The sequence below is a fragment of the Rhodococcus jostii NBRC 16295 genome, assembly GCF_001894825.1.
Classification (GTDB): Bacteria; Actinomycetota; Actinomycetes; order Mycobacteriales; family Mycobacteriaceae; genus Rhodococcus_F; species Rhodococcus_F jostii.
In genome coordinates, this window is record NZ_BCWY01000019.1 from 47,566 (window position 1) to 72,769 (window position 25,204).

The 25,204-nt window shown below is 67.9% G+C and carries 27 protein-coding genes; 16 read left to right on the forward strand and 11 right to left on the reverse strand.

The window, feature by feature from the left end:
• The first annotated feature begins 7 nt into the window (after nt 1-7).
• The 10 genes from RJ1_RS14830 to tuf all read left to right on the forward strand — a co-directional run bounded on the left by RJ1_RS14830 (nt 8) and on the right by tuf (nt 10,595).
• Nucleotides 8-2,017, forward strand: a complete 2,010-nt coding sequence (locus RJ1_RS14830; protein WP_073361126.1) for an acetyl/propionyl/methylcrotonyl-CoA carboxylase subunit alpha — start codon at nt 8-10, stop codon at nt 2,015-2,017.
• Nucleotides 2,014-3,204: an acyl-CoA dehydrogenase family protein gene (locus tag RJ1_RS14835; RefSeq protein WP_073361020.1), complete on the forward strand. Its 1,191-nt coding sequence runs from the start codon at nt 2,014-2,016 to the stop codon at nt 3,202-3,204. Before RJ1_RS14830 ends, RJ1_RS14835 begins: the two co-directional genes overlap by 4 nt.
• A gap of 1 nt (nt 3,205) precedes the next feature.
• The gene (locus RJ1_RS14840; protein ID WP_083400484.1) at nt 3,206-4,006 is read left to right on the forward strand and encodes an enoyl-CoA hydratase family protein; all 801 of its coding nucleotides are present in this window, start codon (nt 3,206-3,208) and stop codon (nt 4,004-4,006) included.
• A gap of 60 nt (nt 4,007-4,066) precedes the next feature.
• Entirely contained in the window at nt 4,067-4,732 is a 666-nt protein-coding gene (locus RJ1_RS14845; protein WP_073361021.1) for a TetR/AcrR family transcriptional regulator, read from the forward strand.
• A gap of 38 nt (nt 4,733-4,770) precedes the next feature.
• Nucleotides 4,771-5,295 carry a DUF3558 domain-containing protein gene (locus RJ1_RS14850; protein ID WP_073361023.1) on the forward strand — a complete coding sequence of 175 codons (525 nt, stop codon included), beginning with the start codon at nt 4,771-4,773 and terminating at the stop codon, nt 5,293-5,295.
• A gap of 11 nt (nt 5,296-5,306) precedes the next feature.
• Complete coding sequence (locus RJ1_RS14855; RefSeq protein ID WP_073361024.1) at nt 5,307-5,846, forward strand: DUF3558 domain-containing protein; 540 nt, start codon at nt 5,307-5,309, stop codon at nt 5,844-5,846.
• A gap of 362 nt (nt 5,847-6,208) precedes the next feature.
• Complete coding sequence (gene rpsL / locus RJ1_RS14860; protein WP_005252198.1) at nt 6,209-6,583, forward strand: 30S ribosomal protein S12; 375 nt, start codon at nt 6,209-6,211, stop codon at nt 6,581-6,583.
• A complete protein-coding gene (rpsG, locus tag RJ1_RS14865) occupies nt 6,583-7,053 on the forward strand; it encodes a 30S ribosomal protein S7 (protein ID WP_073361026.1) in 471 nt (156 codons plus the stop codon). The genes rpsL and rpsG overlap by 1 nt, the downstream gene beginning before the upstream one ends.
• A gap of 159 nt (nt 7,054-7,212) precedes the next feature.
• A complete protein-coding gene (fusA, locus tag RJ1_RS14870; RefSeq protein WP_073361027.1) occupies nt 7,213-9,315 on the forward strand; it encodes an elongation factor G in 2,103 nt (700 codons plus the stop codon).
• A gap of 89 nt (nt 9,316-9,404) precedes the next feature.
• The gene (tuf, locus tag RJ1_RS14875) at nt 9,405-10,595 is read left to right on the forward strand and encodes an elongation factor Tu (RefSeq protein ID WP_073361029.1); all 1,191 of its coding nucleotides are present in this window, start codon (nt 9,405-9,407) and stop codon (nt 10,593-10,595) included.
• Between the two features lie 70 nt (nt 10,596-10,665).
• Here the strand turns inward: tuf and RJ1_RS14880 are convergent, their stop codons facing one another.
• Genes RJ1_RS14880 through RJ1_RS14905 form a run of 6 tightly spaced genes read right to left on the reverse strand, consistent with a single transcriptional unit; the run spans nt 10,666 to nt 13,463 of the window.
• The gene (locus tag RJ1_RS14880; protein ID WP_073361030.1) at nt 10,666-10,938 is read right to left on the reverse strand and encodes a YciI family protein; all 273 of its coding nucleotides are present in this window, start codon (nt 10,936-10,938) and stop codon (nt 10,666-10,668) included.
• Nucleotides 10,939-10,972: 34 nt separating this feature from the next.
• Nucleotides 10,973-11,548, reverse strand: a complete 576-nt coding sequence (locus RJ1_RS14885) for a hypothetical protein (protein WP_073361032.1) — start codon at nt 11,546-11,548, stop codon at nt 10,973-10,975.
• Nucleotides 11,545-12,522 carry a DUF6286 domain-containing Asp23/Gls24 family envelope stress response protein gene (locus RJ1_RS14890; protein ID WP_073361034.1) on the reverse strand — a complete coding sequence of 326 codons (978 nt, stop codon included), beginning with the start codon at nt 12,520-12,522 and terminating at the stop codon, nt 11,545-11,547. The genes RJ1_RS14885 and RJ1_RS14890 overlap by 4 nt, the downstream gene beginning before the upstream one ends.
• Nucleotides 12,515-12,694, reverse strand: a complete 180-nt coding sequence (locus RJ1_RS14895; RefSeq protein WP_073361035.1) for a DUF2273 domain-containing protein — start codon at nt 12,692-12,694, stop codon at nt 12,515-12,517. The genes RJ1_RS14890 and RJ1_RS14895 overlap by 8 nt, the downstream gene beginning before the upstream one ends.
• Nucleotides 12,691-13,005, reverse strand: a complete 315-nt coding sequence (locus RJ1_RS14900; protein WP_073361037.1) for an Asp23/Gls24 family envelope stress response protein — start codon at nt 13,003-13,005, stop codon at nt 12,691-12,693. The genes RJ1_RS14895 and RJ1_RS14900 overlap by 4 nt, the downstream gene beginning before the upstream one ends.
• On the reverse strand, nt 13,002-13,463 hold the full coding sequence (locus tag RJ1_RS14905) for an Asp23/Gls24 family envelope stress response protein (protein WP_073361038.1): 462 nt from the start codon (nt 13,461-13,463) through the stop codon (nt 13,002-13,004). The genes RJ1_RS14900 and RJ1_RS14905 overlap by 4 nt, the downstream gene beginning before the upstream one ends.
• A 188-nt stretch (nt 13,464-13,651) precedes the next feature.
• Here RJ1_RS14905 and RJ1_RS14910 point away from each other — a divergent pair, with 188 nt between their 5' ends.
• The 6 genes from RJ1_RS14910 to RJ1_RS14935 all read left to right on the forward strand — a co-directional run bounded on the left by RJ1_RS14910 (nt 13,652) and on the right by RJ1_RS14935 (nt 17,966).
• Entirely contained in the window at nt 13,652-14,179 is a 528-nt protein-coding gene (locus tag RJ1_RS14910) for an Rv1363c family protein (RefSeq protein WP_073361039.1), read from the forward strand.
• A complete protein-coding gene (locus RJ1_RS14915; RefSeq protein ID WP_073361041.1) occupies nt 14,176-14,691 on the forward strand; it encodes an Rv1363c family protein in 516 nt (171 codons plus the stop codon). The genes RJ1_RS14910 and RJ1_RS14915 overlap by 4 nt, the downstream gene beginning before the upstream one ends.
• An 11-nt stretch (nt 14,692-14,702) precedes the next feature.
• Nucleotides 14,703-15,146, forward strand: coding sequence for a hypothetical protein (locus tag RJ1_RS14920; protein WP_073361042.1), 444 nt, complete (start codon nt 14,703-14,705; stop codon nt 15,144-15,146).
• A gap of 117 nt (nt 15,147-15,263) precedes the next feature.
• Complete coding sequence (locus RJ1_RS14925) at nt 15,264-16,439, forward strand: acyl-CoA dehydrogenase family protein (protein WP_073361044.1); 1,176 nt, start codon at nt 15,264-15,266, stop codon at nt 16,437-16,439.
• 9 nt (nt 16,440-16,448) lie between these two features.
• Nucleotides 16,449-17,576 (forward strand): acyl-CoA dehydrogenase family protein, encoded by a 1,128-nt coding sequence (locus RJ1_RS14930; RefSeq protein WP_073361045.1) that lies wholly within the window; start codon nt 16,449-16,451, stop codon nt 17,574-17,576.
• A 186-nt stretch (nt 17,577-17,762) separates the two neighbouring features.
• On the forward strand, nt 17,763-17,966 hold the full coding sequence (locus tag RJ1_RS14935) for a hypothetical protein (RefSeq protein ID WP_073361046.1): 204 nt from the start codon (nt 17,763-17,765) through the stop codon (nt 17,964-17,966).
• A 7-nt stretch (nt 17,967-17,973) separates the two neighbouring features.
• Here the strand turns inward: RJ1_RS14935 and RJ1_RS14940 are convergent, their stop codons facing one another.
• Genes RJ1_RS14940 through RJ1_RS14960 form a run of 5 tightly spaced genes read right to left on the reverse strand, consistent with a single transcriptional unit; the run spans nt 17,974 to nt 25,202 of the window.
• On the reverse strand, nt 17,974-19,134 hold the full coding sequence (locus tag RJ1_RS14940; protein ID WP_073361048.1) for a VWA domain-containing protein: 1,161 nt from the start codon (nt 19,132-19,134) through the stop codon (nt 17,974-17,976).
• Nucleotides 19,131-21,299 carry a DUF5682 family protein gene (locus RJ1_RS14945; protein ID WP_174694986.1) on the reverse strand — a complete coding sequence of 723 codons (2,169 nt, stop codon included), beginning with the start codon at nt 21,297-21,299 and terminating at the stop codon, nt 19,131-19,133. Before RJ1_RS14945 ends, RJ1_RS14940 begins: the two co-directional genes overlap by 4 nt.
• Nucleotides 21,296-22,399, reverse strand: coding sequence for an ATP-binding protein (locus RJ1_RS14950; protein ID WP_073361051.1), 1,104 nt, complete (start codon nt 22,397-22,399; stop codon nt 21,296-21,298). Before RJ1_RS14950 ends, RJ1_RS14945 begins: the two co-directional genes overlap by 4 nt.
• A complete protein-coding gene (locus RJ1_RS14955; protein WP_073361052.1) occupies nt 22,396-23,871 on the reverse strand; it encodes a DUF5691 domain-containing protein in 1,476 nt (491 codons plus the stop codon). Before RJ1_RS14955 ends, RJ1_RS14950 begins: the two co-directional genes overlap by 4 nt.
• Nucleotides 23,868-25,202 (reverse strand): SWIM zinc finger family protein, encoded by a 1,335-nt coding sequence (locus RJ1_RS14960; RefSeq protein WP_073361053.1) that lies wholly within the window; start codon nt 25,200-25,202, stop codon nt 23,868-23,870. Before RJ1_RS14960 ends, RJ1_RS14955 begins: the two co-directional genes overlap by 4 nt.
• Between the last annotated feature and the right edge of the window lie 2 nt (nt 25,203-25,204).

Sequence of the window (25,204 nt, forward strand, 5' to 3'; positions counted from 1 at the left end):
GCAGGAAATGATCCAGTCCGTCCTGGTTGCCAATCGCGGTGAGATCGCCCGCCGCATCTTCGCCACCTGCCGCCGCGCAGGCATCGGCACCGTCGCCGTGTTCTCGGACGCCGACGCCCTCAGCCCGCACGTCGCCGAGGCCGACGCCGCGGTCCGGTTGCCGGGGCACAGTCCCGGCGACACCTACCTGCGCGGCGACCTCGTCATCGAGGCGGCGCTTCTCGCCGGCGCCGATGCCGTCCACCCCGGTTACGGGTTCCTCTCCGAGAACGCCGAATTCGCCCGCGCCGTCCACAAGGCGGGGCTGACGTGGATCGGACCGCCCGCCCCCGCCATCGAGATGATGGGCTCCAAGGTGGAGTCCAAGAAGATGATGGCCGCCGCCGGAGTCCCCGTACTCGCCGAACTCGATCCCGGCGCCGTCACCGACGCCGATCTGCCGGTGCTCGTCAAGGCGTCCGCGGGCGGCGGCGGGCGCGGCATGCGCGTCGTGCGTGAACTCGCGGACCTGCCCGAGCAGCTGGAAGGCGCGCGGCGCGAGGCGCAATCGGCGTTCGGCGACCCGACCGTGTTCTGCGAGCGGTACCTGGAGACGGGCCGGCACATCGAGGTCCAGGTGATGGCCGACCGGCACGGAACCGTGTGGGCGGTGGGGGAGCGTGAATGCTCCATCCAGCGCCGCCACCAGAAGGTGGTGGAAGAGGCACCGTCGCCGTTGGTCGAGGCCCGGCCCGGGATGCGTGAGCGGCTGTTCGAGGCGGCCCGGCTCGCGGCGAAGGCCATCGACTACGAGGGTGCGGGAACGGTCGAGTTCCTCGCTTCCGGTCGAGCGGAGCGAGGGGGAGACGACCCGGACGCGGGCGAGTTCTATTTCCTCGAGATGAACACCCGGCTGCAGGTGGAACACCCGGTCACCGAATGCACCACCGGCCTCGACCTCGTGGACCTGCAGTTGCAGGTCGCGAACGGGCACGCGCTCGACGCCGAGTCGCCCGCGGTGTCCGGCCATTCCATCGAGGTCCGGTTGTACGCCGAGGATCCCGCGGAGAACTGGCAGCCGCAGAGCGGACCGGTCCACCACCTGGAATTACCCGGCAATGCAGTCGAATTCGACGTTCTCCGCTCCCCGGGCATCCGGCTCGACTCCGGCGTGGTCGACGGATCCGCCGTCGGCGTGCACTACGACCCGATGCTCGCGAAGGTCATCTCCTTCGCGCCCACTCGTACGCAGGCCGCGGCCGGGCTGGCCGCCGCGCTGAGCCGCGCGAAGATTCACGGACTGCGCACCAACCGGGACCTGCTGGTCAACGTGCTCCGCCACCCGGCATTCCTCGCCGGTGACACGGACACCGCCTTCTTCGACACCCACGGGCTCGACGTGCTGGCGCAGCCGCTGGCGTCGGCGGAGACCGAGCGACTGTCGGCGCTGGCCGCCGCGCTCGCGGACGCCGCGCACAACCGTGACGTCGCCGCCGTCGACGCCACACTCCCCAGCGGCTGGCGGAACCTGCCGTCGGTCCCGCAGAGCCGCACCTTCGAGGTGCGCGACCGCGAACTCGAGATCCGCTACCGGCTCACCCGGTACGGGCTGAGAGCCGAGGGCTTCGAGGACGTCTCGCTCGTGACGGCCACGTCGCGGAACGTCACCCTGGATGTCGCGGGTTTACGCCGGTCGTTCGCGGTGTCCCGGTACGGCGACGACGTATTCGTCGACTCCGCACTCGGACCGGTGAGTCTGCACGCCGCACCGCGTTTCACCGATCCGAGTGCCGTCGTCGCCGAGGGATCGCTGCTCGCCCCGATGCCGGGCTCGGTCATCCGACTCGGCGCCGAGGCCGGCGATTCCGTGACCGCCGGTCAGCCGATCGTGTGGCTCGAGGCAATGAAGATGGAACACACGATCAAGGCACCGGCCTCCGGTGTCGTCACCGAACTTTCCGTGACCGTCGGTCAGCAGGTCGACGTGGGAACGGTCCTGGCAGTAGTCGAAGCAGCGCACACAGAGGGAGAGTCATGAGCTTCATCGAGACCGAAGAACAGAAGGAGCTGCGCGCCTCCGTGTCGAGGCTCGGGGAGCGCTTCAACTACGTCGACTACGTGCTGCCCCGCGCGCGGCGCGGCGAACCGCTCACCGAACTGTGGAACGAGGCGGGCAAACTCGGCTTCCTCGGCGTCAATCTCCCCGAGGAGTACGGGGGGGGCGGCGCCGGCATCTACGAACTGGCCCTCGTCCAGGAAGAACTCGCCGCCCACGGCGCCGGTCTCCTGCTGGTGGTCGTGTCACCGGCCATCTGCGGCACGATCATCGGCAAGTACGGCACCGACGAGCAGAAGCGGACCTGGCTTCCCGCGCTGGCCGACGGTTCGAAGATCATGGCGTTCGGCATCACCGAGGCCGACGCGGGTTCGAACTCGCACCAGATCACGACCACCGCGCGGCGGGTCCGGTCGAGCGAAGCGAGGGGTGATGGTCAAGCTGACGACTGGCTGCTGTCGGGGAACAAGATCTACATCTCCGGGGTCGACCAAGCCGACGCCGTGCTCATCGTCGCGCGGACCGAGGACTCGAAGACGGGCAAACTGAAGCCCGCGCTGTTCATCGTCCCTACCGACGCAGAGAACTTCGTGAAGACGCCGATGGAGATGGACATCGTCGAGCCCGATCATCAGTTCATGCTGTTCCTCGACGACGTCCGGCTTCCTGCCGACGCGCTCGTCGGTGAGGCGGACGCGGCGTTGATGCAGCTGTTCGCGGGTCTCAACCCCGAACGCATCCTCGGCGCCGCCATGGCGATCGGGATGGGCCGCTACGCGCTCGACGCAGCGGTGCGGTTCGCGAAGGAGCGGACGGTGTGGAAGGAGCCGATCGGCGCGCACCAGGGCATCTCGCATCCACTGGCACAGATCAAGATCGAACTCGAACTCGCCAAACTGATGATGCAGAAGGCGGCCGTGCTCTACGACAGCGGCGACGACTTCGGCGCCGCCGAGGCCGCCAACATGGCCAAGTACGCCGCCGCCGAGGCCAGCATCAAGGCGCTCGACCAGGCCGTCCAGACGCATGGTGGCGCAGGCCTGACCAAGGAATACGGTCTCGCGGCCATGCTCGGCGCGGCCCGCATCGCCCGCGTCGCACCGGTGAGCCGGGAAATGATCCTCAACTTCGTCTCCCAGCATTCGCTCGGGTTGCCGAAGTCGTACTGAGATGTCGAACGGACAGCACATGACCGACGTGGAAGCCGACCGGTACGTCCGGTACGAGGTGAGGCGGGGGTTCGCCACCCTCACGCTCGACTCGCCGCACAACAGGAACGCGATCTCCGGCAGGCTCGTCGGCGAACTGCTGCAGGGACTGCGGGACGCCGCCGCGGACGACGACGTCCGCGGCGTCGTCCTCACCCACACGGGCGGCACGTTCTGCGCCGGGGCCGATCTGAGTGAGACGTCCGGCGACGTCGGCTCACGGACCCGGCAGATGGCCGAACTGCTCCGGGCGATCGTCGAATTGCCGAAGCCGGTGATCGCCCGGATCGACGGTCACGTCAGGGCCGGGGGTATGGGCCTCGTCGGAGCATGCGACATCGCCGTCGCCGGACCGCGCAGCACGTTCGCGCTCACCGAGGTCCGGCTCGGCCTCGCCGCCTCGATCATTTCGTTGACCGTGCTGCCCCGGATGGATCCGCGAGCCGCGAGCCGCTACTTCCTCACGGGCGAGAAGTTCGGCGCCCACGAGGCGGAGGCCATCGGACTGATCAGCGAGTCCGCCGAGGATCCCGAGGACACCGTCGAGGAACTGCTCGACCAGTTGCGGCAGGCATCACCGCAGGGACTGGCCGAGTCGAAGACCCTGACGACGCGCGATGTTCTCGCCGACTTCGACCGCTACACGGACGAGTTGACCGCCCAATCGGCGAGGCTGTTCGAATCCGAGGAGGCGCGGGAAGGCATGATGGCGTTTCTGCAGAAGCGCCCGCCGAGGTGGGCCTCCGGCCCCGTGCGTGGTTGACGAGTCTCAGGACTCGCTACGCACGCACGGGCGCGGAGCGCGACGAGAGGAAGGTGACACATGACCCGCGAACCGAAGCAGGACCGTAGCCGGGTCACGCGCGGGCACCTCCTCGAGGTCACCATCGACTGCCTCGCCGAACTCGGCTGGGGCGCCACCACGGTGAGCCTCGTCGCCCAGCGCGCCGGAGTGTCCCGAGGCGCCACTCAGCACCATTTCCCCACCCGCGAGGATCTCATCACCGCGGCCCTCGAGGTCATGTTCGACGCCCGGATGGAGCAGGCCCGGCGCGAGGCCACCGACCTGCCCACCGGGGCCGGACGCACCGAGGCGGTCGTCTCCCGGCTCGTCGACTACTACACGGGCACCCTCTTCAAGGCGGCGCTGCAGGTGTGGACGGCCGCCGCCGCAGACCCCGAACTCCGGGCACGGATCGTGCCGCTCGAGGAACGGTTCGGCCGGATCGCGCACCGCACCGCAGTCGAACACTTCGGGTTCGACGACTCCGACCCGGTGGCGCACCGACTGGTCCAGGCCACGCTCGACCTCGCGCGCGGACTCGGCCTGGCCGACGTGCTCACGGACGACTCCAAGCGGCGTGCCGAGGTGGTGCGGCAGTGGGCGGCGCAGCTGGACGCGGCACTACCGCGGTGCGGTGAATCTGTACTACCGCGGTGCGGTGAATCTGTACAGCCGCGGAGGCTCGACGCGGCCGTTCTCGACTGATCCGGCAAAGTACGCGGGGATCGGTAGAGTCACCGACCATGGGCCGGATATGCGGAGTGCTCGTCCTGATCACCGTCGCGGCCGGTCTGGCCGGCTGCGGGGGAGACGGAGACGACCCCGGCACCGATCCCGCCGCGCAGGCACCCCAGCAGGTGACCGATCCGGGCCCGTTCTTCGGGCAGTGCGGCTCGGTCACCGACGAAGAGGTCGCGAAGGCGTTCGGGATGCCGCCGTTCACCGGGGTGACGCGCAATTCCGTCGGCTGTGAGTGGGAGACCGCGGGAATAGGCGGTCCGAGCGTGACGTTCTCGTGGTACCGCGGCAGCCCCATCGGCCGTGAGCGGGCGGGGTCGGAACTGATCGGCAGACCGGCCACCGACATCGATGTCCAGGGGCATCCCGGATTCATGGCGTCGTCCGAAGGAATTCTGTGTGAACTCGGGGTGGAGTTCGGGGGCGACTTCGTGCACTGGTCGGTGATGTACGCGGACGCGCAACCCGCGGCGGACCCCTGCACGGTGGCGCGTCAACTCGCCGAACTCAACGTGTCGAGGGCCAAGTGAGTGGGGGAGTGATGAGCAGCGGGACGTGGCGCCCGGCGCGGGTGCTGATCGCAGCCACCGCGGTCGGGATGATCGCGGGATGCGGGTCGTCGATCGAGGGCTCACCGAGGGCGGAGGGGGCTTCGTCGTCCGGTGACACCGAACAGTTCACGGCCCTGCTCGAGGAGTGCAATGCGGTCACGGACGAACAGATCGCCCAGACCGTCGGCGCCGACGCCATCGAGCGGGGGTTCTTCGGCGCGATCTGCCGTTGGGACGCGGTCGGTGCCAACGGTCCCGTCAAGGTGACGTTCAACTGGTTCGAGACGGGGTCCCTCGACACGGAGAAGTCGACCGGCGAGGAGCTGGGGTACACCGTGGAGTCGTCGACCATTCAGGGTCGCAAGGCCGTCGTGATGCGGCCCCCGGACGATCCGGGGGCGTGTGGCGTGACAGTCGGATCGCCCTCCGCGGGCGTCGTCGGCTGGTGGGTACAGTTCAGGGCGGGGGCGGCAGATCCGTGCGAAGCGGCATCGACGCTTGCGGATCTGACGCTCAATCTGAGTAGTTGATGTGCCCGAACCCGTCCCGACAGCTCCACGTAGTGCCCCACATCGCAGGTCAGCCCTTACCACTGCCAGCCCACTTTGACCTTCCGGCGCGCCGCCGGGTATCGTTGTGGGTCGTGTCCGGCATGCCCGGGCCGATCTGTGTGCCTAGCGAGGTATTGCCGTGCGCGCGTTCGTGCAGATTTCTGCATGGAACGAGCATCCGGCTGCCTGTGTGGGGGTATGCGACACACCCGACCTCGGGTGCAGCTCGAGGAGCGGGTGAGGGGCAGCAGCTCTCTTGCCCCAACTGCTGGATCCCTAATTTCAGAACAGCCAAGGTTGCTTGTCCAGAGCAGTCTGTTCAACACGAAGAAAGCCGGTAAATGCCAACCATCAACCAGCTGGTCCGCAAGGGCCGCCGCGACAAGACCGCGAAGGTCAAGACGGCAGCCCTCAAGGGCAGCCCGCAGCGTCGTGGCGTGTGCACCCGCGTCTACACCACCACCCCGAAGAAGCCGAACTCGGCGCTCCGTAAGGTCGCGCGTGTGCGCTTGACCAGCTCCGTCGAGGTCACCGCTTACATCCCGGGCGAGGGCCACAACCTGCAGGAGCACTCGATGGTGCTCGTTCGCGGTGGTCGTGTGAAGGACCTCCCGGGTGTGCGCTACAAGATCATCCGCGGCTCCCTCGACACCCAGGGTGTCAAGGGTCGCAAGCAGGCCCGCAGCCGCTACGGCGCCAAGAAGGAGAAGAGCTAATGCCACGTAAGGGCCCCGCTCCGAAGCGTCCGCTCATCAACGACCCGGTCTACGGTTCGCCCCTGGTGACGCAGCTCGTCAACAAGATCCTGATGGACGGCAAGAAGTCCACCGCCGAGCGCATCGTCTACGAAGCGCTCGAGCAGGCGCGTGAGAAGACCGGCACCGATCCGGTCGTCACCCTCAAGCGCGCACTGGACAACGTCAAGCCTGCCCTCGAGGTTCGCAGCCGCCGTGTCGGTGGCGCGACCTACCAGGTGCCGGTCGAGGTTCGTCCGGGCCGTTCCACCACCCTCGCGCTGCGCTGGCTGGTGACCTTCTCCCGGCAGCGCCGCGAGAAGACGATGGTCGAGCGTCTCGCCAACGAGCTCCTCGATGCCAGCAACGGCCTCGGTGCCGCTGTGAAGCGCCGCGAGGACACTCACAAGATGGCCGAAGCCAACAAGGCATTCGCCCACTACCGCTGGTGACGTCACGTCGGAGCAGTCACCAACAGTGACTGCTCCGGCGTCGTCGCACGTCGGTCCCCACCAGGGACCGGCTGATCTACAACTCGAGACAATGGCCCCGCTGGTGAACGCCGGGGAGGCCGTCACCCGATACACGAGCTACGAGCGGGGAAGAATCCTGTGGCACAGGAAGTGCTGACCGACCTGAACAAGGTCCGCAACATCGGCATCATGGCGCACATCGATGCCGGCAAGACCACGACCACCGAGCGCATCCTGTTCTACACCGGTGTCAACTACAAGATCGGTGAGACACACGACGGCGCGTCGACGACGGACTGGATGGAGCAGGAGAAGGAACGCGGCATCACGATCACCTCTGCCGCGGTGACCTGCTTCTGGAACAACAACCAGATCAACATCATCGACACGCCCGGCCACGTCGACTTCACCGTCGAGGTGGAGCGTTCGCTCCGCGTGCTCGACGGCGCCGTTGCCGTGTTCGACGGCAAAGAGGGCGTCGAGCCCCAGTCGGAGCAGGTGTGGCGTCAGGCCGCCAAGTACGACGTTCCGCGCATCTGTTTCGTCAACAAGATGGACAAGATGGGCGCGGACTTCTACTTCACGGTCCAGACCATCATCGACCGCCTCGGCGCGAAGCCGCTGGTCCTGCAGCTCCCGATCGGCGCCGAGGACGACTTCGACGGCGTCGTAGACCTGGTCGAGATGAAGGCCATCACCTGGCGTGGCGTCGTGCCGACGGGTGCCGCGCCCACCATCGAGGAGATCCCCGCGGATCTGGCCGACAAGGCTGCCGAGTACCGCGAGAAGCTGCTCGAGACGGTCGCCGAGTCCGACGAGAAGCTCATGGAGAAGTACTTCGCCGGCGAGGAACTCACCGTCGAGGAGATCAAGGGCGCCATCCGCAAGATGACGGTCGCCTCCGAGCTGTACCCGGTGCTGTGTGGTTCCGCGTTCAAGAACAAGGGCGTTCAGCCCATGCTCGACGCGGTCATCGACTACCTGCCGAACCCCCTCGACATCGGCGAGGTCCAGGGTCACGCCCTGGGCAACGAAGAAGAGATCCTCACGCGTAAGCCGAGCAAGGAAGAGCCGTTCTCGGCTCTGGCCTTCAAGATCGCTTCGCACCCCTTCTTCGGCAAGCTGACGTTCGTCCGCGTGTACTCCGGCCGGATCGATCCGGGCGCCCAGGTCATGAACGCGACCAAGGGCAAGAAGGAGCGCATCGGAAAGCTCTTCCAGATGCACGCCAACAAGGAGAACCCGGTCGACGAGGCCGTGGCCGGCCACATCTACGCGATGATCGGTCTGAAGGACACCACGACCGGTGACACCCTGTGTGCACAGGACGCGCCGATCGTGCTCGAGTCCATGAGCTTCCCGGACCCGGTCATCCAGGTCTCGATCGAGCCCAAGACCAAGTCCGACCAGGAGAAGCTGGGCACCGCGATTCAGAAGCTCGCCGAAGAGGACCCGACGTTCTCCGTCGAGCTCGACGAGGAGACCGGCCAGACCGTCATCGGCGGCATGGGCGAGCTCCACCTCGATATCCTCGTCGACCGTATGCGTCGCGAGTTCAAGGTCGAGGCCAACGTCGGCAAGCCGCAGGTTGCCTACCGCGAGACCATCACCAAGAAAGTCGAGAAGCACGACTACACCCACAAGAAGCAGACGGGTGGATCGGGCCAGTTCGCCAAGGTGATCATCGCGCTGGAGCCGTTCGTCGGCGAAGACGGTGCCACCTATGAGTTCGAGAACAAGGTCTCCGGCGGCCGCATCCCTCGCGAGTACATCCCTTCCGTGGATGCAGGCGCGCAGGACGCGATGCAGTACGGCGTTCTCGCCGGCTACCCGCTGGTGAACCTGAAGCTGTCGCTGCTCGACGGTGCATACCACGATGTCGACTCGTCGGAAATGGCCTTCAAGGTTGCCGGTTCGCAGGCACTGAAGGAAGCCGCCCGCAAGGCCGGCCCGGTCATTCTCGAGCCGCTCATGGCTGTCGAGGTCACCACACCCGAGGAGTACATGGGTGACGTGATCGGCGACCTGAACTCCCGCCGTGGCCAGATCCAGGCCATGGAGGAACGCAGTGGTGCCCGTGTCGTGAAGGCGCTGGTTCCGCTCTCGGAGATGTTTGGTTACATCGGTGATCTGCGGTCGAAGACCCAGGGCCGGGCGAACTTCTCCATGGTGTTCGATTCCTACGCAGAGGTTCCCGCGAACGTCTCGAAGGAAATCATCGCCAAGGCGACCGGCGAGTAACCTCGGTTCCAGCCGGCCGAAGCACGACCCAGTAATAACAACCGCACTGCTGCATACCGCAAGCATCAATCAGTCCAGGAGGACACACAGTGGCGAAGGCGAAGTTCGAGCGGACGAAGCCGCACGTGAACATCGGCACCATCGGTCACGTCGACCACGGCAAGACCACGCTGACCGCGGCCATCACCAAGGTTCTGCACGACGCGTACCCGGATCTCAACGAGGCCTCGGCCTTCGACGAGATCGACAAGGCTCCTGAGGAGAAGGCTCGCGGTATCACGATCAACATCTCGCATGTTGAGTACCAGACCGAGAAGCGCCACTACGCGCACGTCGACGCTCCCGGTCACGCCGACTACATCAAGAACATGATCACCGGTGCGGCGCAGATGGACGGCGCCATCCTCGTGGTCGCGGCCACCGACGGCCCGATGCCCCAGACGCGTGAGCACGTGCTGCTCGCCCGCCAGGTCGGCGTGCCGTACATCCTCGTCGCCCTGAACAAGGCCGACATGGTGGACGACGACGAGATCATCGAGCTCGTCGAGATGGAGGTCCGTGAGCTCCTCGCTGCGCAGGAGTTCGACGAGGAAGCTCCCGTCATCAAGGTCTCCGCACTCAAGGCGCTCGAGGGCGACCCGGAGTGGACCAAGAACATCCTCGAGCTCATGGCTGCGGTCGACGAGTCGATCCCGGACCCGGTCCGTGAGACCGACAAGCCGTTCCTCATGCCCGTCGAGGACGTCTTCACGATCACCGGCCGTGGCACCGTCGTCACCGGTCGTATCGAGCGTGGCTCGGTCAACGTCAACGAAGAGGTCGAGATCGTCGGCATCAAGGAGACGGTCACCAAGACCACGGTCACCGGTATCGAGATGTTCCGCAAGCTCCTCGACTCGGGCCAGGCCGGTGACAACGTCGGTCTGCTGGTTCGTGGTATCAAGCGCGAAGATGTCGAGCGTGGACAGGTTGTCGTCAAGCCCGGCACCACCACCCCGCACACCGAGTTCGAGGGCCAGGCGTACATCCTGTCCAAGGACGAGGGCGGCCGCCACACGCCGTTCTTCAACAACTACCGTCCGCAGTTCTACTTCCGTACCACGGACGTGACGGGCGTTGTGACGCTGCCCGAGGGCACCGAGATGGTCATGCCCGGTGACAACACCGAGATGTCCGTCAAGCTGATCCAGCCCGTCGCCATGGACGAGGGCCTGCGCTTCGCGATCCGCGAAGGCGGCCGTACGGTCGGCGCCGGCAAGGTCACGAAGATCAACAAGTGATCTAGCTCCACCAACGCCGATGGCGCTCACCCTCCAGGGTGGGCGCCATCGGCGTTTTCGGGGTACGGACTCAGCGGTAGTTCAGCGCATCCCATTCCCGGATGTCGCTGGGATGCGCGATGCCCTCGAGGACGAACGGGTCCCGGGCGATGAATTGTTCTGCCCGCTCGCGACTGGTGAAGATCGCCATGGATCCGTTGCTCGCCGGGTCGTCGAACGGTCCGATACCGAGCAGCCCGCCTTCCGCGGCGAACGCGTCCAGGTACTCCCGGTGCCGCGGATAGATCTCCGGAATCCGGGTGGCGGTGGTCGGATCGGTCGCGTAGAACACCACGTACTCCATGGCACCGAACCTACCGAGACCGGAACGCGCCGTGTCAGCTTTCGACGTGCACCGGGTGGTCGGCGCGGTCGAGGTGGAGCAGGACCTGCGTGGCGACTTCTTGTCCGCCGAGGGTCGATGCGACCCACGATGCGACGTCTTCGGATTTGCGGGTGAAGTCGTGGAGGTCGAGGGTGGGGTCGGCGGTCACGACGATCGAGAGTGTGGGCAGCCCGCGTTCGATGACGGCGCGCGCCCGCGTCTGCCGGACGCCGGGGTACTCGGCGAGTTCGATGGCGACGCCGTTGGCGAGGGAGCCGAGATCGACGGTGACGAATGTGCCCGACTCGCGATCCGGGACGGCGACGGGAGAGGTGCGTCGCCGGGTGAGGTCCAGGGCGAGGAGCACGATTCCGAAGACCAGTCCCACGAGCACCGTCGCGGCGAGGGCCCAGCCCCACCAGTCCTGGTCGGGTAGCGCAGTGACGCGTTCGCGGTCGTACCGTGAGACCCATTCGCGGACGAGGGGAACTTGTAGGTCCCAGGCGACGGCGTAAGTGCCGAATCCGAGGAGTGCGAGACCGACGAGCAGGACGATCACTCGATTGATCGCGGCGGTCCGATGTCTCACGGTTTCACCTGCACTCGGAGTTCGGGGGACGTTCCGAGCAGCGACAGTGTCGGTTCGACGGCCTCGCGGACGGAGATGGCCACGTCACCTGCGGGTGTCGACTCGGTGCGTACCACGCGGACGGTGACGTGCTTGCGGTCGACCGTGGTGTGCGCCGACAGCACCCCGGGCACGGTGTTGGCGTGGCTGCTGGAATTGCGGGCCAGGTCGGTGGGACGCAGCCAGACGATCGGGGTGTCACCGACGGCGAGTGGCAGATGGGTGCGCGGCCGCGGTTTGAGGGCCGCGACGATGAAGACGACGCCCAGGACGATCGCGCCGGCCGCCACGGGGACGATCCAGTCGGACCAGTGCAGCCGGCCGAGCCATTGGACGGTGTTGCGGATCCAGGGTGCGTTGGCGAAGGTGCCGCGCATGATCAGCAGCTCGCGTGCGGCGACCACTGCGAGACCGAGGGCTCCGATGGCAACGAGGATCGCGGCGGGCACGGCGGCCGGAGTGGCTCGCGGCGTGCGCGGCCGGACAGGTGTCACCGCAGTGGGCGCTACAGTCGGGCCTCCTGGTTCGGCGTAGAGGATTTCGCTCGAACTGTCTTCGGGTGCAGCAGATTCCGTTCCGACGACCACGATGTTGAGTTCGATGACCGGCATGCCGGTCATCTCCTCGACCTGACGGTGCACCTGCGCGCGGACCCGCCGGTTGAGGAGATCGAGGTGACACGGCCACTGCACCGCGATGTACAGGTTGATCGCGACGGCGTCCGCCCCCGTGGAGACGTCGGCACGGGGGAGATCGCGACCCGTGAGACGGGACAGTCCGCCCGACTGCTTGACGACGCCGGGTACCTGGAGCGCTGCGGCGACGGCGATCTTCACGACGGCGCGTTCCTTGATCACCAAATCGCCGCGCAGGGAAGTGTCGTCGAACAGCGCGTCGTCCTGGGGGCCGGCGGGAGCGGTGGAGGATTCAGCCACGGCCGCGGCTTCGGAGGATGGCGCCGAGGTCGAGGTGGCCGTCCCGGTGGGCGCCGACGGCCATGCCCAGTGCGCCGAGGAGGACTGCGAAGACGAACCCGCTGAAGCCGCCGAGAATGCCGGCGAGGGCGAGGAGTAATCCGACGATCAGGCCTGTGATTGTGCTGTTCATTGAGCTTGTCCTGTCTCTGTCAGGAGATCTTCGATGATCACGTCGACGGGGACGTCCACCAGCGATTCCACTGCGGCCCGCACTCGTTCGGCGGTGTCGACGACGTTGGCGGGGTAGCGCGCCGCGAGGTGGACGGCGCAGGACGTGGGGCCGACGGTTACCCCGGTCACCCGGCGTCCCGGCAGGTAGGTCGCGACTTCGCCGAAGGTTCCGCCGTGCATCGCTGCCACTCCGGGAGTCGCGAGCACGGCGGCGACGATGCGTTCGGAGATGTCCTCGGGGTGGCCGTCCGGTGGCAGAGGTCCGGTCACTGCACCCTCGGTTTGCCGTCGAGTTCCGTCACGGCCTCGGATTCGTCGAACAGCATGACGTCGAAGACGGTGATGTTCACTTCGGTCACCTCGAGGCCGGTCATGCGCTCGACGGCGGCGATGACGTTGCGGCGGATGCCGACCGCGAGTTCGTGCAGTGCGACGCCGTACTCGGCGACGATGCCGATGTCGATGGCGGCCTGTTTCTCCCCGACCTCGACGGCGACGCCCTGCGCGTGGTTGACGCGTGCGCCGGGGATTCGATCGCGGAGGGCGCCGACGGCGCGTGCGGTGCCGCCGCCCACGTCGTACACGCCGTTGATTTCACGTGTGGCGATTCCCGCGATCTTGGCGACCACGGCGTCCGCGATGATGGTTCGTCCCTCGGAACTGACGAGTTCCGGCGTCGCCCCGGCACCGAACTGCACGCGGCTACGTGCGCCTGAATCGCTGGTCATCGTGGATCCCCTTCGAGTCGCCTGCCTTGCCTCCAACAGTAATGATCACCGACGGTACGCGGGGTCTCCCACGCGCCTTTGCGCCCGCGGATCTGCCGTGGGGAGGTGGTGAAAATATTTGATATGACTACGCGGTAGCATCTGGCGTGATCCAGGTAACACGAGCACGGCACGACGAGAGGAACCCGATGACGGAAGAGTCACCCGTTGAGGACACCGCCGCCGACGCCCGGCCGCGGACAGTCACCGCGGGTGTGGTGGTCCTGTCCGCCCTCACCCTCGCCTTCCTCGCGGTCAGCGGCTACTTCGGCTACACGCACCGGCAGGCAGAGCAGGAGGCGCAGCAGAGGTCCGAGATCCTGGAGGCGGCGCGTCAGGGCGTCGTGAATCTGACGACGATGGACTTCGAGCAGGCCGACGAGGACGTGCAGAAGGTGCTCGACGGCTCGGCCGGGGACTTCCGCGACGAGTTCGAGGCCCGATCCGAGGATCTCGTCGCGGTCATGCAGGAGGCCAAGGTCAAGTCCGTGGGAGAGGTGCAGCAGGCGGCGATAGAGACACAGAACGGTGACTCCGCCGATGTGCTCGTCGCGGTCGCGCAGAAGGTGTCCAACGCGGGTGGGGCGGCGGAGGAACCGCGCGGCCAGAGGATGCGCGTCACGATGCAACTCGACGACGGCTCGTACAAGATCGTGAAGGCGGGGTTCGTGCAGTGAGCACCGACGCGTCACCGAAACCAGGCAGACTCCTCCTGATCCTGGGTGCGCTCACCGTGATCACGGCCGTGCTGGCCGGGGTTCTGTACTTCACGCTCTACCTGCCCGACCGTCGCGTCGACGACTCGGTCCGCGCGACCGTCACCGACACCGCGTCCCAGGGCGCGATCGCGCTGCTGTCGTACACGCCGGACACAGTGGGGAACGACGTCGGCTCCGCCCGGGACCGTCTGACCGGGGAGTTCCTCGACTATTACACCCAGTTCACGAAGGATGTCGTCATTCCGGCGGCGCAGGAGAGTGGGGTCGCGACCCAGGCGACGGTGGCCGCGTCGGGCCCGGTCGACGTGCAGGCCGACACGGCGAGAGTGCTGCTGTTCGTCAACCAGACCACCACCAGCGCGGCGAAACCGGAACCGGCGACGACGGCGACGAGCATCGATGTCGAGCTCACCCGATCCGGCGACGACTGGCTGATCTCCGGCTTCGATCCTGTTCGATCCCACGAGTAGCGTTGGCGCCCATGAGTACTCTTCGAGAGGTCGGCGACCGGGAGTCGTGGCGCTGCTGGCTGTGCGACGAACCTGTGGACCCCGACATGTCGGTCAACGATCCGCGCGGCCCCAGCATCGACAGCGTCGTCACCGCGAAGAAGGCGAAAGCCAAGGGCAGCGTCGAGCGCCTCGCCCACCGTGCGTGCAACACCAAGAAGGGCGCGGTGAAACCGGTCGTGCCGTGGCCCGACCGGTTGTTCGTCGTCGATCCCGCCCCGATCATCGGCGTGGTCGAGCAACTCGGCCGCAAGGGTGGACGGGTGGCGGTGGCGCGGTGCCCGGGCAAATCGGACGCGGAGGACGCGTCGGAGTGGTTGCTCGACCGGTTGTCCCGTCTCGCGCCGGAACTGAACGTCGAGACGCAGATCGACGCCGTGGGTGGCGCGTACCTGCTCGTCCTTCGCACCGCCTGACCCGTGAGTACTTGTTAACCACGGGCGGTTGACAAGTACTCACGGGCGGCGGAGCCGCACGAGGGAGTACCGTCGGGACCAGAACATGAATCCGACCTCGAGTGCGAAGGAATTCCGATGAATCTGGCCTTGACCGACGAGGAGCTGGCGTTCCGCGACGAGATGCGAACGTTCTTCACCACACAGATTCCGGCGGAGATCCGCGAGCGGTATGCGCGTGGAGAAGAGGTGGGGAAAGAACGCTTCATCGAGTCCCAGCGGATTCTGAACGCCAACGGGCTCGCGACGCCGCACTGGCCGGTGGAGTGGGGTGGCCGCGACTGGACGCCGGTGCAGAAGCACATCTGGCTCGACGAGTTGCAGCTCGCGTCGGTCCCCGAGCCGCTCGCGTTCAACACCAGCATGGTCGGCCCCGTCATCGCGGCATTCGGTTCGCAGGAGCAGAAAGAGAAGTTCCTTCCCGCGACCGCCAACCTGGACATCTGGTGGTGCCAGGGATTCTCCGAACCCGAGGCGGGCTCCGACCTCGCGTCGCTGAAGACCCGCGCCGTCCGCGACGGCGACGACTACGTGATCAACGGCCAGAAGACGTGGACCACCCTCGCGCAGCACGCCGACTGGATCTTCGTCCTCGCCCGCACCAACCCGGACGCCCCCAAGAAGCAGGCCGGCATCTCGTTCATCCTCGTGGATCTGAAGACGCCCGGCGTGACGGTGCGCCCGATCAAGCTGATCGACGGCGGCTACGAGGTCAACGAGATCTTCTTCGAGGATGTGCGCGTGCCCGCCGAGAATCTCGTCGGTGAGGAGAACCAGGGCTGGAGCTACGCCAAATTCCTGCTCGGCAACGAGCGCGCCGGCGTCACGCGCCTGGGATTCTCCAAGGTCCGCCTCGCGCAGGCGAAGGAACGCGCCGCCGAGATCGCGGTCGGCGAGGGAACGCTGCTCGACGATCCGCTGTTCGCCGCCCGGGTCGCGGAACTGGAGAACGAGATCATCGCGCTGGAGCTCACCCAGCTGCGGGTCGTCGCCAGTTCGGCCGACGGCAAGCCGAACCCGGCGTCGTCGCTGCTGAAACTGCGCGGCTCAGAACTGCAGCAGGCGACCCTCGAACTGCTGACCGACGTCGCGGGATCCGACTCCCTGCCCTTCGCAGCCGGTGACGGCATCTCGTCGCCGCGGTGGGCGCAGCGGACGGCTCCCACCTACCTGAACTACCGCAAGGTTTCCATCTACAGCGGATCGAGCGAAGTGCAGCGCAGCATCATCGCCTCCTCGATCCTCGGATTGTGAGGGCGTGACATGGACTTCGAACTGACCGACGAACAGAAACTGCTGCGCGACACCACCCGTGAACTGCTGGGCCGCAGCTACGACGCCGAGAAGCGCAACGCCGTCACCGACACCGAGCAGGGGTGGAGCCCGCAGGTGTGGAAGCAACTCGCCGAGGTGGGGCTGCTGGGTCTGAGCTTCGACGAGGAAGACGGCGGGATGGGCGCCGGACCCGTCGAGGTCGCGTCGGTGATGACCGAGATCGGCCGCCGCCTCGCACCCGAACCCGTCCTCGACGCGGTGCTCGTGCCCGGCGGGCTGATCGCCGCCGCCGGCAGCACGGAGCAGCGTCGCCGGATTCTTCCCGACGTATCCGAGGGCAACCTTCTGCTTGCCTTCGCCGATCGGGAACCGGGTGTGCGCTGGCCGTCGACCCGGGTGTCCACGACGGCGACGAAGGACGGCGACTCGTGGACCCTGACGGGGACCAAGAATCCCGTCCCGCACGGCGGCAGCGCGAACACTCTGGTCGTCACCGCGGCACTCCCGGACGGTGGGGTCGGACTGTTCCTCGTCGACGCCGCCGCCACCGGTTTCACCCGCACCCCGTACGCGACCCACGACGGACTGCGGGCCGCGCAAGTGGAACTGTCCGGCACCCCGGCCGAGCCGCTCGGGGAGGGCGGCGACGCGTCGTCGGCGATCGAGGGCGCGCACATCCGGGCGCAGGCGGCGCTGTGCGCGGAGGCCGTCGGCGCGATGGAAGAAGCGCTGCGACTGACCACGGAGTACCTGAAGACCCGCAAGCAGTTCGGTGTCCCGATCGCGAAGTTCCAGACGCTCACCCACCGTGCGGCCGACATGTACGTGCTGCTGGAACTGGCTCGCAGCATGAGTCTGTACGCGACGATGTCGCTGGCCGACGGCGCCGTGGACCCGGTGGTCGCGTCCCGTGCCAAGCTGCAGATCGGCCGCTCCGCCCGCACGATCGGGCAGGAAGCGATCCAGATGCACGGCGGCATCGGCATGACGGCCGAGTACCCCGTCGGCCACTACGTGAGCAGGCTGACCGCCATCGAGCACACCCTCGGCGGCTCCGACGACCACCTGCGGGTGCTCGCGGCGACCACCGCCCCGGGGACGATCAGCATCATCTAAGAGCCCCCGTGAGTACTTATCAACCGCCCGCGGTTAATAAGTACTCACGGGTCCAGGTCTCGGATTGGTATCGGATAGAGCGTTTTCGACGTGTCGCACGAGGACCCCAGTGTGACGCGGCTAACGTTCTGCGCGCACACCAGAACTCACGGGGGATGTACGTAATCTCGGTGAAGGAGCATTGCCATGGGGTCCGGTCCAGTCAAAGCGATCATGTGGAGCCTGCTCGTTGTCGGGCTCGTCGGTGCGGGAGTCGGGATCTCGGAACTGCACGTTCCGTGGACCGTCGCGTCGCTGATCGTCGCCTCGGTGTCCGGCCTGGTCCTGCTGAGGATCCGCGCCGACGCCCACCCCGAACTGCACAGCGACCACCGGATGGCCGCCGGCTGACCCCCGGTCACTCCGCCCGCAGACTGTCCGCCCAGCGGCCGATGTCGCCGCGTTCGAGTGCGAGCGCCAGCAGTTCCGGGAACTTGTCCGGGGTGCACGCGAACGCCGGGATGCCGAGCCCACCCAACGCCGCCGCATTGTCGTGATCGAACGACGGCGCACCGTCGTCGGACAGCGCCAGAAGAACCACCACCTGAACGCCGGCGTTCTTCATCGCCGCCATGCGCCGCAGCATCTCCGCGCGGATCCCGCCCTCGTACAGATCCGAGATCAGCACGAACAGCGATTCCGTCGGCCTGTCGATCAGGGACTGGCTGTAGGCGATGGCCCGGTTGATGTCGGTGCCGCCGCCGAGTTGCGTGCCGAACAGCACGTCGACGGGGTCGGACAGTCTGTCGGTGAGGTCCACGACCGCCGTGTCGAACACGACCAGTGACGTCTTCAGTGCGCGCATCGACGCGAGCACCGCACCGAACACGGACGCGTACACGACGCTCGACGCCATCGAACCGGACTGGTCGATGGCGAGGACAACGTCGCGGTGCACGGCCTGCGATCGGCGGCCATATCCGATCAACCGCTCCGGCACCACCGTCTTGTACTCGGGTAGGTAGTGCGCGAGGTTGGCGCGGATGGTGCGATTCCAGTCGATGTCGCGGTACTTGGGGTTGGTGGTGCGCGCCGACCGGTTCAGGGCGCCGGTGATCGCGGTCCGGGTTTTCTGCGCGATCCGTTCCTCCACCTCGCGGACCACCTTCTCGACGACCATCCGGGCGGTGGCCTTGCTCGTCTCGGGCATCACCCGGTTCAGGCTCAGCAGTGTGCCGACGAGGTGGACATCCGGTTCGACGGCATCGAGCAGTTCGGGTTCGAGGAGCAGCTGGGTCAGTCCGAGCCGGTCGATGGCGTCCTTCTGCATCACCTGCACGACGCTGCTCGGAAAGTAGGTGCGGATGTCGCCGAGCCAGCGCGCGACCTTCGGTGCCGATCCGCCGAGACCCGCGCTGCGGCGTCGACTCTTCGACCCCTCGCTGCTGGTGTCGTAGAGGGCGGCCAGTGCACCGTCCATCGCCGCGTCCGTCTTGGACGCCAGCCCACCGGTGGATTCCTCGGCGGCGTTGCCGAGCAGCAGGCGCCACCGTCGTAGCCGCTCCGCGTCTTCGCTCACGACGTCACCCCCAGGATGTCGGCGACGGTCCGGATCGCGATGGTGCCGCGCCGGGCATCGACCTCCGCTGGGGTCTCGGCCGTGGAACCGCCCTCGACGGACTGTCCGATCGCCCGACGTTCCCCGGTCTCGAACCCGCCGAAGGTGCGCCGCAGCAGGGGCAGCACATCGACGAAATCCTGCTCGCGCAGTCCGGACACCCAGCCGTCGAGCAGTCGTAACAGCTGCCGATCGTGGACCAGCAGCAGCCCACCGCCGCCGAGGAAGCCGTCGACCCACCCCGCCTTGGCGGGCGGATCGGCGCCGACGGACAGCGCCCGCGACAGCCGGGTGGCGGATTCGGTTTCGCTGACGGTGCCTGCGTCGCGGAGCAGCCGGACCACGCGGCCGATCACCAGTCCGTTCACGTCGCCGCGGTCGACGAGGCCGACGAGGGTACCCAGCCACCGGGCCGACGCACGATCGTCGTCGCGCAACATCACTGCGGCGTGGACGTCGTCGACGGCACGGCGCACCTCGAGTGCGCTGTCGTCGTCCAGTCCCGACATCGCCGACGGCAGTCCCGCGCAGATGCGGACGAGAAGGCTGTCGGTGACGCGGGTGAGCGAGGAGACGTCGGTGCCGCGGACGTCGCCGTAGCGCAGGGTGCGGGTGAGGGCGGGCAGTGCGTCCATCAGGTGCATCACGTCGTGGTCGAGTGTTGCCGCGGTCTCCAGCGCGCGCAGCAATTCGGCCAGGGCGTCACCGAGATCGGACAGCAGTGCCTGTTCGAGCAGCCCGGTGAGCTGGGCGAGGGACACGTCGCCGGACGACGCTTCCTCGCGCACCTTCGCGGTGGCCGCGGCCTCGACGGTGGTGCCCCACAGCGACGCCTCGATGATCGACACCGCGAGTTCGGGGTTCCAGGTGAGGGACCACGTCTCGCGGAAGGTGCCGGTGCCGCGGACCTCGCTGTCGGCGCGGGTGCCCCACCCGACGTCGAGGATCTGCAGGCGGTGCAGGAGGCGGGACCGTGCGACGTCGGTGTCTCTGCGCAGGTCGAGGTCGAGCGTCTTCTCGATGGCCTGCTGCTTGAGCCGCAGGGTCTTCGCCCGCGCCCGCAGATCGGCGTCGAGGGGGACCGTGGGGGTGTCGTCGGGCACGGCGCCGAGGGCCTCGCCGACGACGAGACGCCGCGTGATCAGGTCGAGCAGGACGTCGTCGCCGTCGCACATCACGGCGCGGGTGGCCTCGGTGACCTCGGACAGACCGGCCAGCGGGCGCGCACGCATCGCGGCCAATGTGTCTGCGAGACGAACGGATTCGATGACATGCGCGCTCGACACGGGAAGGTCCTCGTCCCGCAGCACCCGCGCGACCTTCGTGAGCCATCGGGTGATCGTCCGGTCCGGTGCGGTGAACAGGTGGTGGTACCAGCCGGGGGAGGTGATGCCGGCCCCGTACCCCGACGCCGTGGACAGCCGCGAATGCGTCCACGGCACCCAGGTGAGGGAGGTCTTGATCTTGGGGATTCCCTTGAGGATTCGGGCGTCCACGGTGGCCGGGCCCAGAGGTCCGGCGAGTGCCGGAGCGTGCCAGGCGCCGCACACCACCGCGATCCGCTCGGCGCCGCCCTTGATGACCTTCCGCAGTGTCTGGCGCATGTACGCCTCGCGCCTGCTGGTGGATTCGTCGAGCGCGACGGTGTCCCGCAGCGCGGCCATGGCCTCGGCGATCGCGTCGAAGGAATCAGCGTCCGAACCTGATTCGACGACGGCGTCCCACCAACGTTCGGTGTCGTCGTAGCCGGCCGCCGCGGCGAGCTGCGCGAGTGGGTCCTCGCGATCCGGGTCGCCGCGGTCGGCGGCGAGGGTGTTGGCGGCGGGAAGGTCGCAGAAGCGTACGTCGACGCCGTGCCCCGCCGCCCAGGACAGTGCCTGCCACTCCGGGGAGAACACGGCGAACGGCCAGAACGCCGCCGTCTTCGGTTCCCCGGTGGCGTAGGCGAGCAGGGCCACCGGCGGTTCCATGGAGTCGGAGGCAGCCAATGCGACCAGCGGATCGGCGTCCGCGGGCCCTTCGATCAGGACGGTGTCGGGGACGAACTCCTCGAGTGCACGGCGCAGCGACCGTGCCGAACCGGGCCCGTGGTGGCGGATGCCGAAGACACGGACGTCGGAGATCACCCGGTGACCTCGCGGCACGCCCGGTAGAAGTCGGCCCAGTCCTCCCGCTGGCGGACCACGGCCTCCAGGTACTCGGTCCACACCACCCTGTCGGCCACCGGGTCCTTCAGCACGGACCCGAGGATTCCGGCGGCGACGTCGGACGGGCGGAGTACCCCGTCGCCGAAGTGCGCGGCGAGGGCGAGGCCGTTGGTGACCACCGAGATCGCCTCCGCCGTCGACAACGTTCCGGACGGCGACTTCAGTGTGGTGCGACCGTCGCTGGTGACGCCCGACCTCAGTTCGCGGAACACGGTGACCACCCGCCGGATCTCGTCGACCGTCGCGGGGACCTTCGGCAGTTCCAGTGAGGCCCCGAGTTGCTCGACGCGTCGCGCGACGATGGCCACCTCGTCTTCCTCGTTGGCGGGCAGGGGCAGCACCACCGTGTTGAAACGCCGGCGCAGCGCGGAGGACAGTTCGTTGACTCCGCGGTCGCGGTCGTTGGCGGTGGCGATCAGGTTGAAACCCTTGGCGGCCTGGACCTCGGTGCCCAGTTCGGGGATGGGCAGGGTCTTTTCCGAGAGCACGGTGATCAACGCGTCCTGCACGTCGGCGGGAATGCGGGTCAGTTCCTCGACCCGCGCGATCCGCCCGCCCTGCATGGCCGTCATGACCGGGGACGGTACGAGTGCGCCCGCGGTCGGGCCCTCGGCGAGAAGCCTCGCGTAGTTCCAGCCGTACCGGATGGCCTCTTCGGGCGTGCCCGACGTTCCCTGGACGAGCAGGGTCGACTCGCCGGAGACCGCCGCCGACAGGTGTTCGGACACCCACGTCTTGGCGGTTCCGGGGACGCCGAGCAGGAGCAGCGCGCGATCGGTGGCGAGCGTCGCGACGGCCACTTCGATGAGCCGGCGGGGACCGACGTACTTGGGGGTGATGACGGTGCCGTCGTCGAGTTCGCCGCCGAGGAGGTACGTCACGACAGCCCAGGGCGACAACTTCCACGACGGTGGCCGGGGCCGGGTGTCGTGCGCGGCGAGGGCCGTGAGTTCGTCGGCGTGGGCCTGCTCGGCGTGGGGTCGGAGCAGGTCGGCCTGGGCGGCCGCGATCTCGGTCACTCGAGCTCCTTCAGTACTGATCGGCGATGGTCGATGTTGGCGGCGACAGTGGAGAACGCCTGCTGCCAGCCGGGGTCACGGGTGCGTTCGGCGGCCGAACGCAGCAGCGGTACCGCCGCGAACGGGAAGTGCGTCTCGGCGCTGCGGAGGGTCGAGTAGTGGCTGTGCCGGGAGAACTGCCCGAGGTCCTTGCCCGTCTCGGCGTGCCGTCCGGCCACATCCTCGAGGCGAGCGATCACCCGCGCGGCGAGGTCGAGCGGCCAGGGGTGCGGCAGACCGTCGAAGAGGGCGGCGCCGTCCACTCCGAGCAAGTAGGAATCGGCCCGGCCCGACAGGATGTAGTCCAGGCGTTCGCGGGCGGGGACGATCGGCACGACGCGACGTTCGGTCTTCCGCCCCTCCCGGTGCAGCAGGGCGGACGCCCAGCGCGGATTGCGCTGAAGCACAGTGGCGTTGGTCCACGCTTCCGTCATCACCTCCCGCCATTGGTCCTCGATCCGGATCTCCCATGCCTGGGAGGCGGAGCCGATCATGCCTTCCCACACCGACAGGGGCGCGGCGGTGACCACCATCCGCAGCCACCAGCTGCGGATTCCCTTGTTCTTGAAGTGGACGTCCTCGATTCCGTCGCGACGGGCCGAATCGTCCAGGGAACCGGGCATGTTCACCACGAGCCGGGTGCGCAGCGGTTTCTTCTCCACCCGCACCCACGACCGCGCGCGGGCCGCCATCCGCTGGGCGTACGCGGAGTTCGGCAGCTGCCGCAACAGCTGGACGGCCTGCTGGCGCACCTCTTTCCGACGGTCGTCGAGTGCGTGCTCGAGCAACGCGGAGTCCGAGTCGCCGAGCCCCGTTCCCAGGACGGCGATGAACGCCGCCCGGTGCTCGCCCCGTTCGGAGTCCCAGCTGCGGCTCAGTTCCGTCATCGCGACCGCGGGCTGTACCGCCCGCATCGTGGTGAGCCACTGCAGGCGTTCCTGGTGTGAGCCGTGCGTCCAGACATCGGTGCGGCCGGACCGTCGGACCAGCGTCGACCATTCCGGGTTCTGCGCGGCGAGCCACTGGCCGCGGGGGCCGGCCAACCGCAGGATGCTCTCACGGTGGGTGTCGTTGGTGCGTGCGACAGCCATCAGGTCGGCCACGAGATGATCGGGCGCGCGGTACCCGCGTTCGTCCACCACCGCGAACCATTCGGTGAGTGTCCACGATTTGGCGGCCAGCAGCTGCATGAGATGAGACGAGGAGGCGGGCGGCAACTGCAGCCGCGGATCGTCCTCCGCGGGTGCGGGCGGCACGTGTGTGGCCGCGGCGACTCCGCCGTCGCGATACGCGTTCTCGAGGGCTGCGGCGCCCAGCAGGGTCTCCGCCGGATCCCCGCAGACCGACTGCGCGAGTGCGCCGGTGGCGAGACCGTGGAACGACGGGGCAGACCGTGCGGTACCGAGCAGTGCGGACGACAGGAGTTCGCTCATCGGCGACTCACCGCCGCCGGCCTCGAGGGTGTGCCCGTGCCGGTGACGAGCGGGAACACGGTGCCGTGATCGAACACCGACACGGGCACGAGTGACTCGCTGTTCCACTCCCCGAACACGGTGACGGGATGGCCCCCGGACATTCCGAGGAGCCGCCACAACACCGGATCCTCGCCCGACAGCGGCAGCGCCCGCCCCTCCGGGTCGACGACGAACCATCGCCCGTCGTCGACGGTCCGGGTGACGCCGGTGAGCAGAGCCGGCCACGAGCGGACCCATGGGTCGGCTCCGACCGCGGCGGCGAAGTGGTCGAGTGCGGTGTCGATGCCGCCCGGCGCGAGAGTGGTGAACGGTTCCGGTGCTGCGTGGGCGTCGCCGAACTGGGCGCGCAGCGGTGCGGCGCCGGGGTAGAAGTGCAGGGTTGCGTCGACGAGCGAACCGAGCGGCGGGACCGCGGTCGCGAAGGTCGCGGAGCCGTGCGCGAAGTCCAGCAGGATCGCGCGCCGGCCGTGGTCGCGGCCGACCAGCCACACCTTGCGGGTGAACAGCCGCTTCTCCTCGGTGGTCTGCACTCCCAGGACCATCCACCGGTCGCGGTCCCCGGGCTGACTGCGCACGCTGTCGGTGGAGATCGGGTATCCCACGTGTGAGCGCACCGATGCCTGCACCGGTTCCGGCAGCTCGCCCAGGCGGCGATGGGCGACCACGAGCAGGTGCAGCCGGGCGTACTCGCGCAGCAGCCGGTCGGGCCAGTCGGCCCGGGTAGCGACGACGACGGGAAGGCGACGCAGGGCGGATGCGACACCGGGTGCCTGCGCGTCAACCATCCGGGCTGCGATGGCGTCGAACGCGGACGCCGAGACGTCGGCTGCGCCGAGCCCGCCCCGGATCTGGTCGGTGAGCCACAGGTCGAGTTCGTCGAGTCCCGCCGCAACCCGCTCGGCCCGGCGTTCGGTGGCCTTCACACCGGCCGTCCTGGTGGCCGTAGCCGCGGGCACGGCTGCCCGCTCGGCCCGGCGGCTCAGCCACTCACGTGCGAACTGGGGCGGTGCGGACTGTTCGGGGACCCTGCCCTGCGACCAGATCAGCAGCAGTCCGAGGGCATGCTTGCACGGAAACTTCCGGCTCGGGCACGAGCAGTGGTACGCCGGCCCGGACAGGTCGACGACCGCGCGATACGGGCTCTTGCCGCTGCCCTGGCACAGTCCCCACACTGCGTCGCCGGTGCTGCCCGTCTGCGACCACGCGGCCGACAGCTTTCTCGCGGCAGTGAGCGAGCCCGCATCGGGGGCGACCGATGCGACCTGTCCCTCCGACCAAGGCGACGTCACTC

Bases quoted from the DNA above. Each gene is read 5' to 3' on its own strand.
- RJ1_RS14880 (WP_073361030.1), bottom strand. From the start codon at position 10,938: ATGGAGTACGTGGTGTTCTACGCGACCGATCCGACCACCGCCACCCGG.
- RJ1_RS14855 (WP_073361024.1), top strand. From the start codon at position 5,307: ATGAGCAGCGGGACGTGGCGCCCGGCGCGGGTGCTGATCGCAGCCACC.
- RJ1_RS14835 (WP_073361020.1), top strand. From the start codon at position 2,014: ATGAGCTTCATCGAGACCGAAGAACAGAAGGAGCTGCGCGCCTCCGTG.
- rpsG (WP_073361026.1), top strand. From the start codon at position 6,583: ATGCCACGTAAGGGCCCCGCTCCGAAGCGTCCGCTCATCAACGACCCG.
- RJ1_RS14845 (WP_073361021.1), top strand. From the start codon at position 4,067: ATGACCCGCGAACCGAAGCAGGACCGTAGCCGGGTCACGCGCGGGCAC.
- RJ1_RS14930 (WP_073361045.1), top strand. From the start codon at position 16,449: ATGGACTTCGAACTGACCGACGAACAGAAACTGCTGCGCGACACCACC.
- RJ1_RS14935 (WP_073361046.1), top strand. From the start codon at position 17,763: ATGGGGTCCGGTCCAGTCAAAGCGATCATGTGGAGCCTGCTCGTTGTC.
- RJ1_RS14920 (WP_073361042.1), top strand. From the start codon at position 14,703: ATGAGTACTCTTCGAGAGGTCGGCGACCGGGAGTCGTGGCGCTGCTGG.
- RJ1_RS14840 (WP_083400484.1), top strand. From the start codon at position 3,206: ATGTCGAACGGACAGCACATGACCGACGTGGAAGCCGACCGGTACGTC.
- RJ1_RS14895 (WP_073361035.1), bottom strand. From the start codon at position 12,694: ATGAACAGCACAATCACAGGCCTGATCGTCGGATTACTCCTCGCCCTC.
- RJ1_RS14830 (WP_073361126.1), top strand. From the start codon at position 8: ATGATCCAGTCCGTCCTGGTTGCCAATCGCGGTGAGATCGCCCGCCGC.
- RJ1_RS14955 (WP_073361052.1), bottom strand. From the start codon at position 23,871: ATGAGCGAACTCCTGTCGTCCGCACTGCTCGGTACCGCACGGTCTGCC.
- RJ1_RS14905 (WP_073361038.1), bottom strand. From the start codon at position 13,463: ATGACCAGCGATTCAGGCGCACGTAGCCGCGTGCAGTTCGGTGCCGGG.
- RJ1_RS14850 (WP_073361023.1), top strand. From the start codon at position 4,771: ATGGGCCGGATATGCGGAGTGCTCGTCCTGATCACCGTCGCGGCCGGT.
- rpsL (WP_005252198.1), top strand. From the start codon at position 6,209: ATGCCAACCATCAACCAGCTGGTCCGCAAGGGCCGCCGCGACAAGACC.
- RJ1_RS14925 (WP_073361044.1), top strand. From the start codon at position 15,264: ATGAATCTGGCCTTGACCGACGAGGAGCTGGCGTTCCGCGACGAGATG.
- RJ1_RS14910 (WP_073361039.1), top strand. From the start codon at position 13,652: ATGACGGAAGAGTCACCCGTTGAGGACACCGCCGCCGACGCCCGGCCG.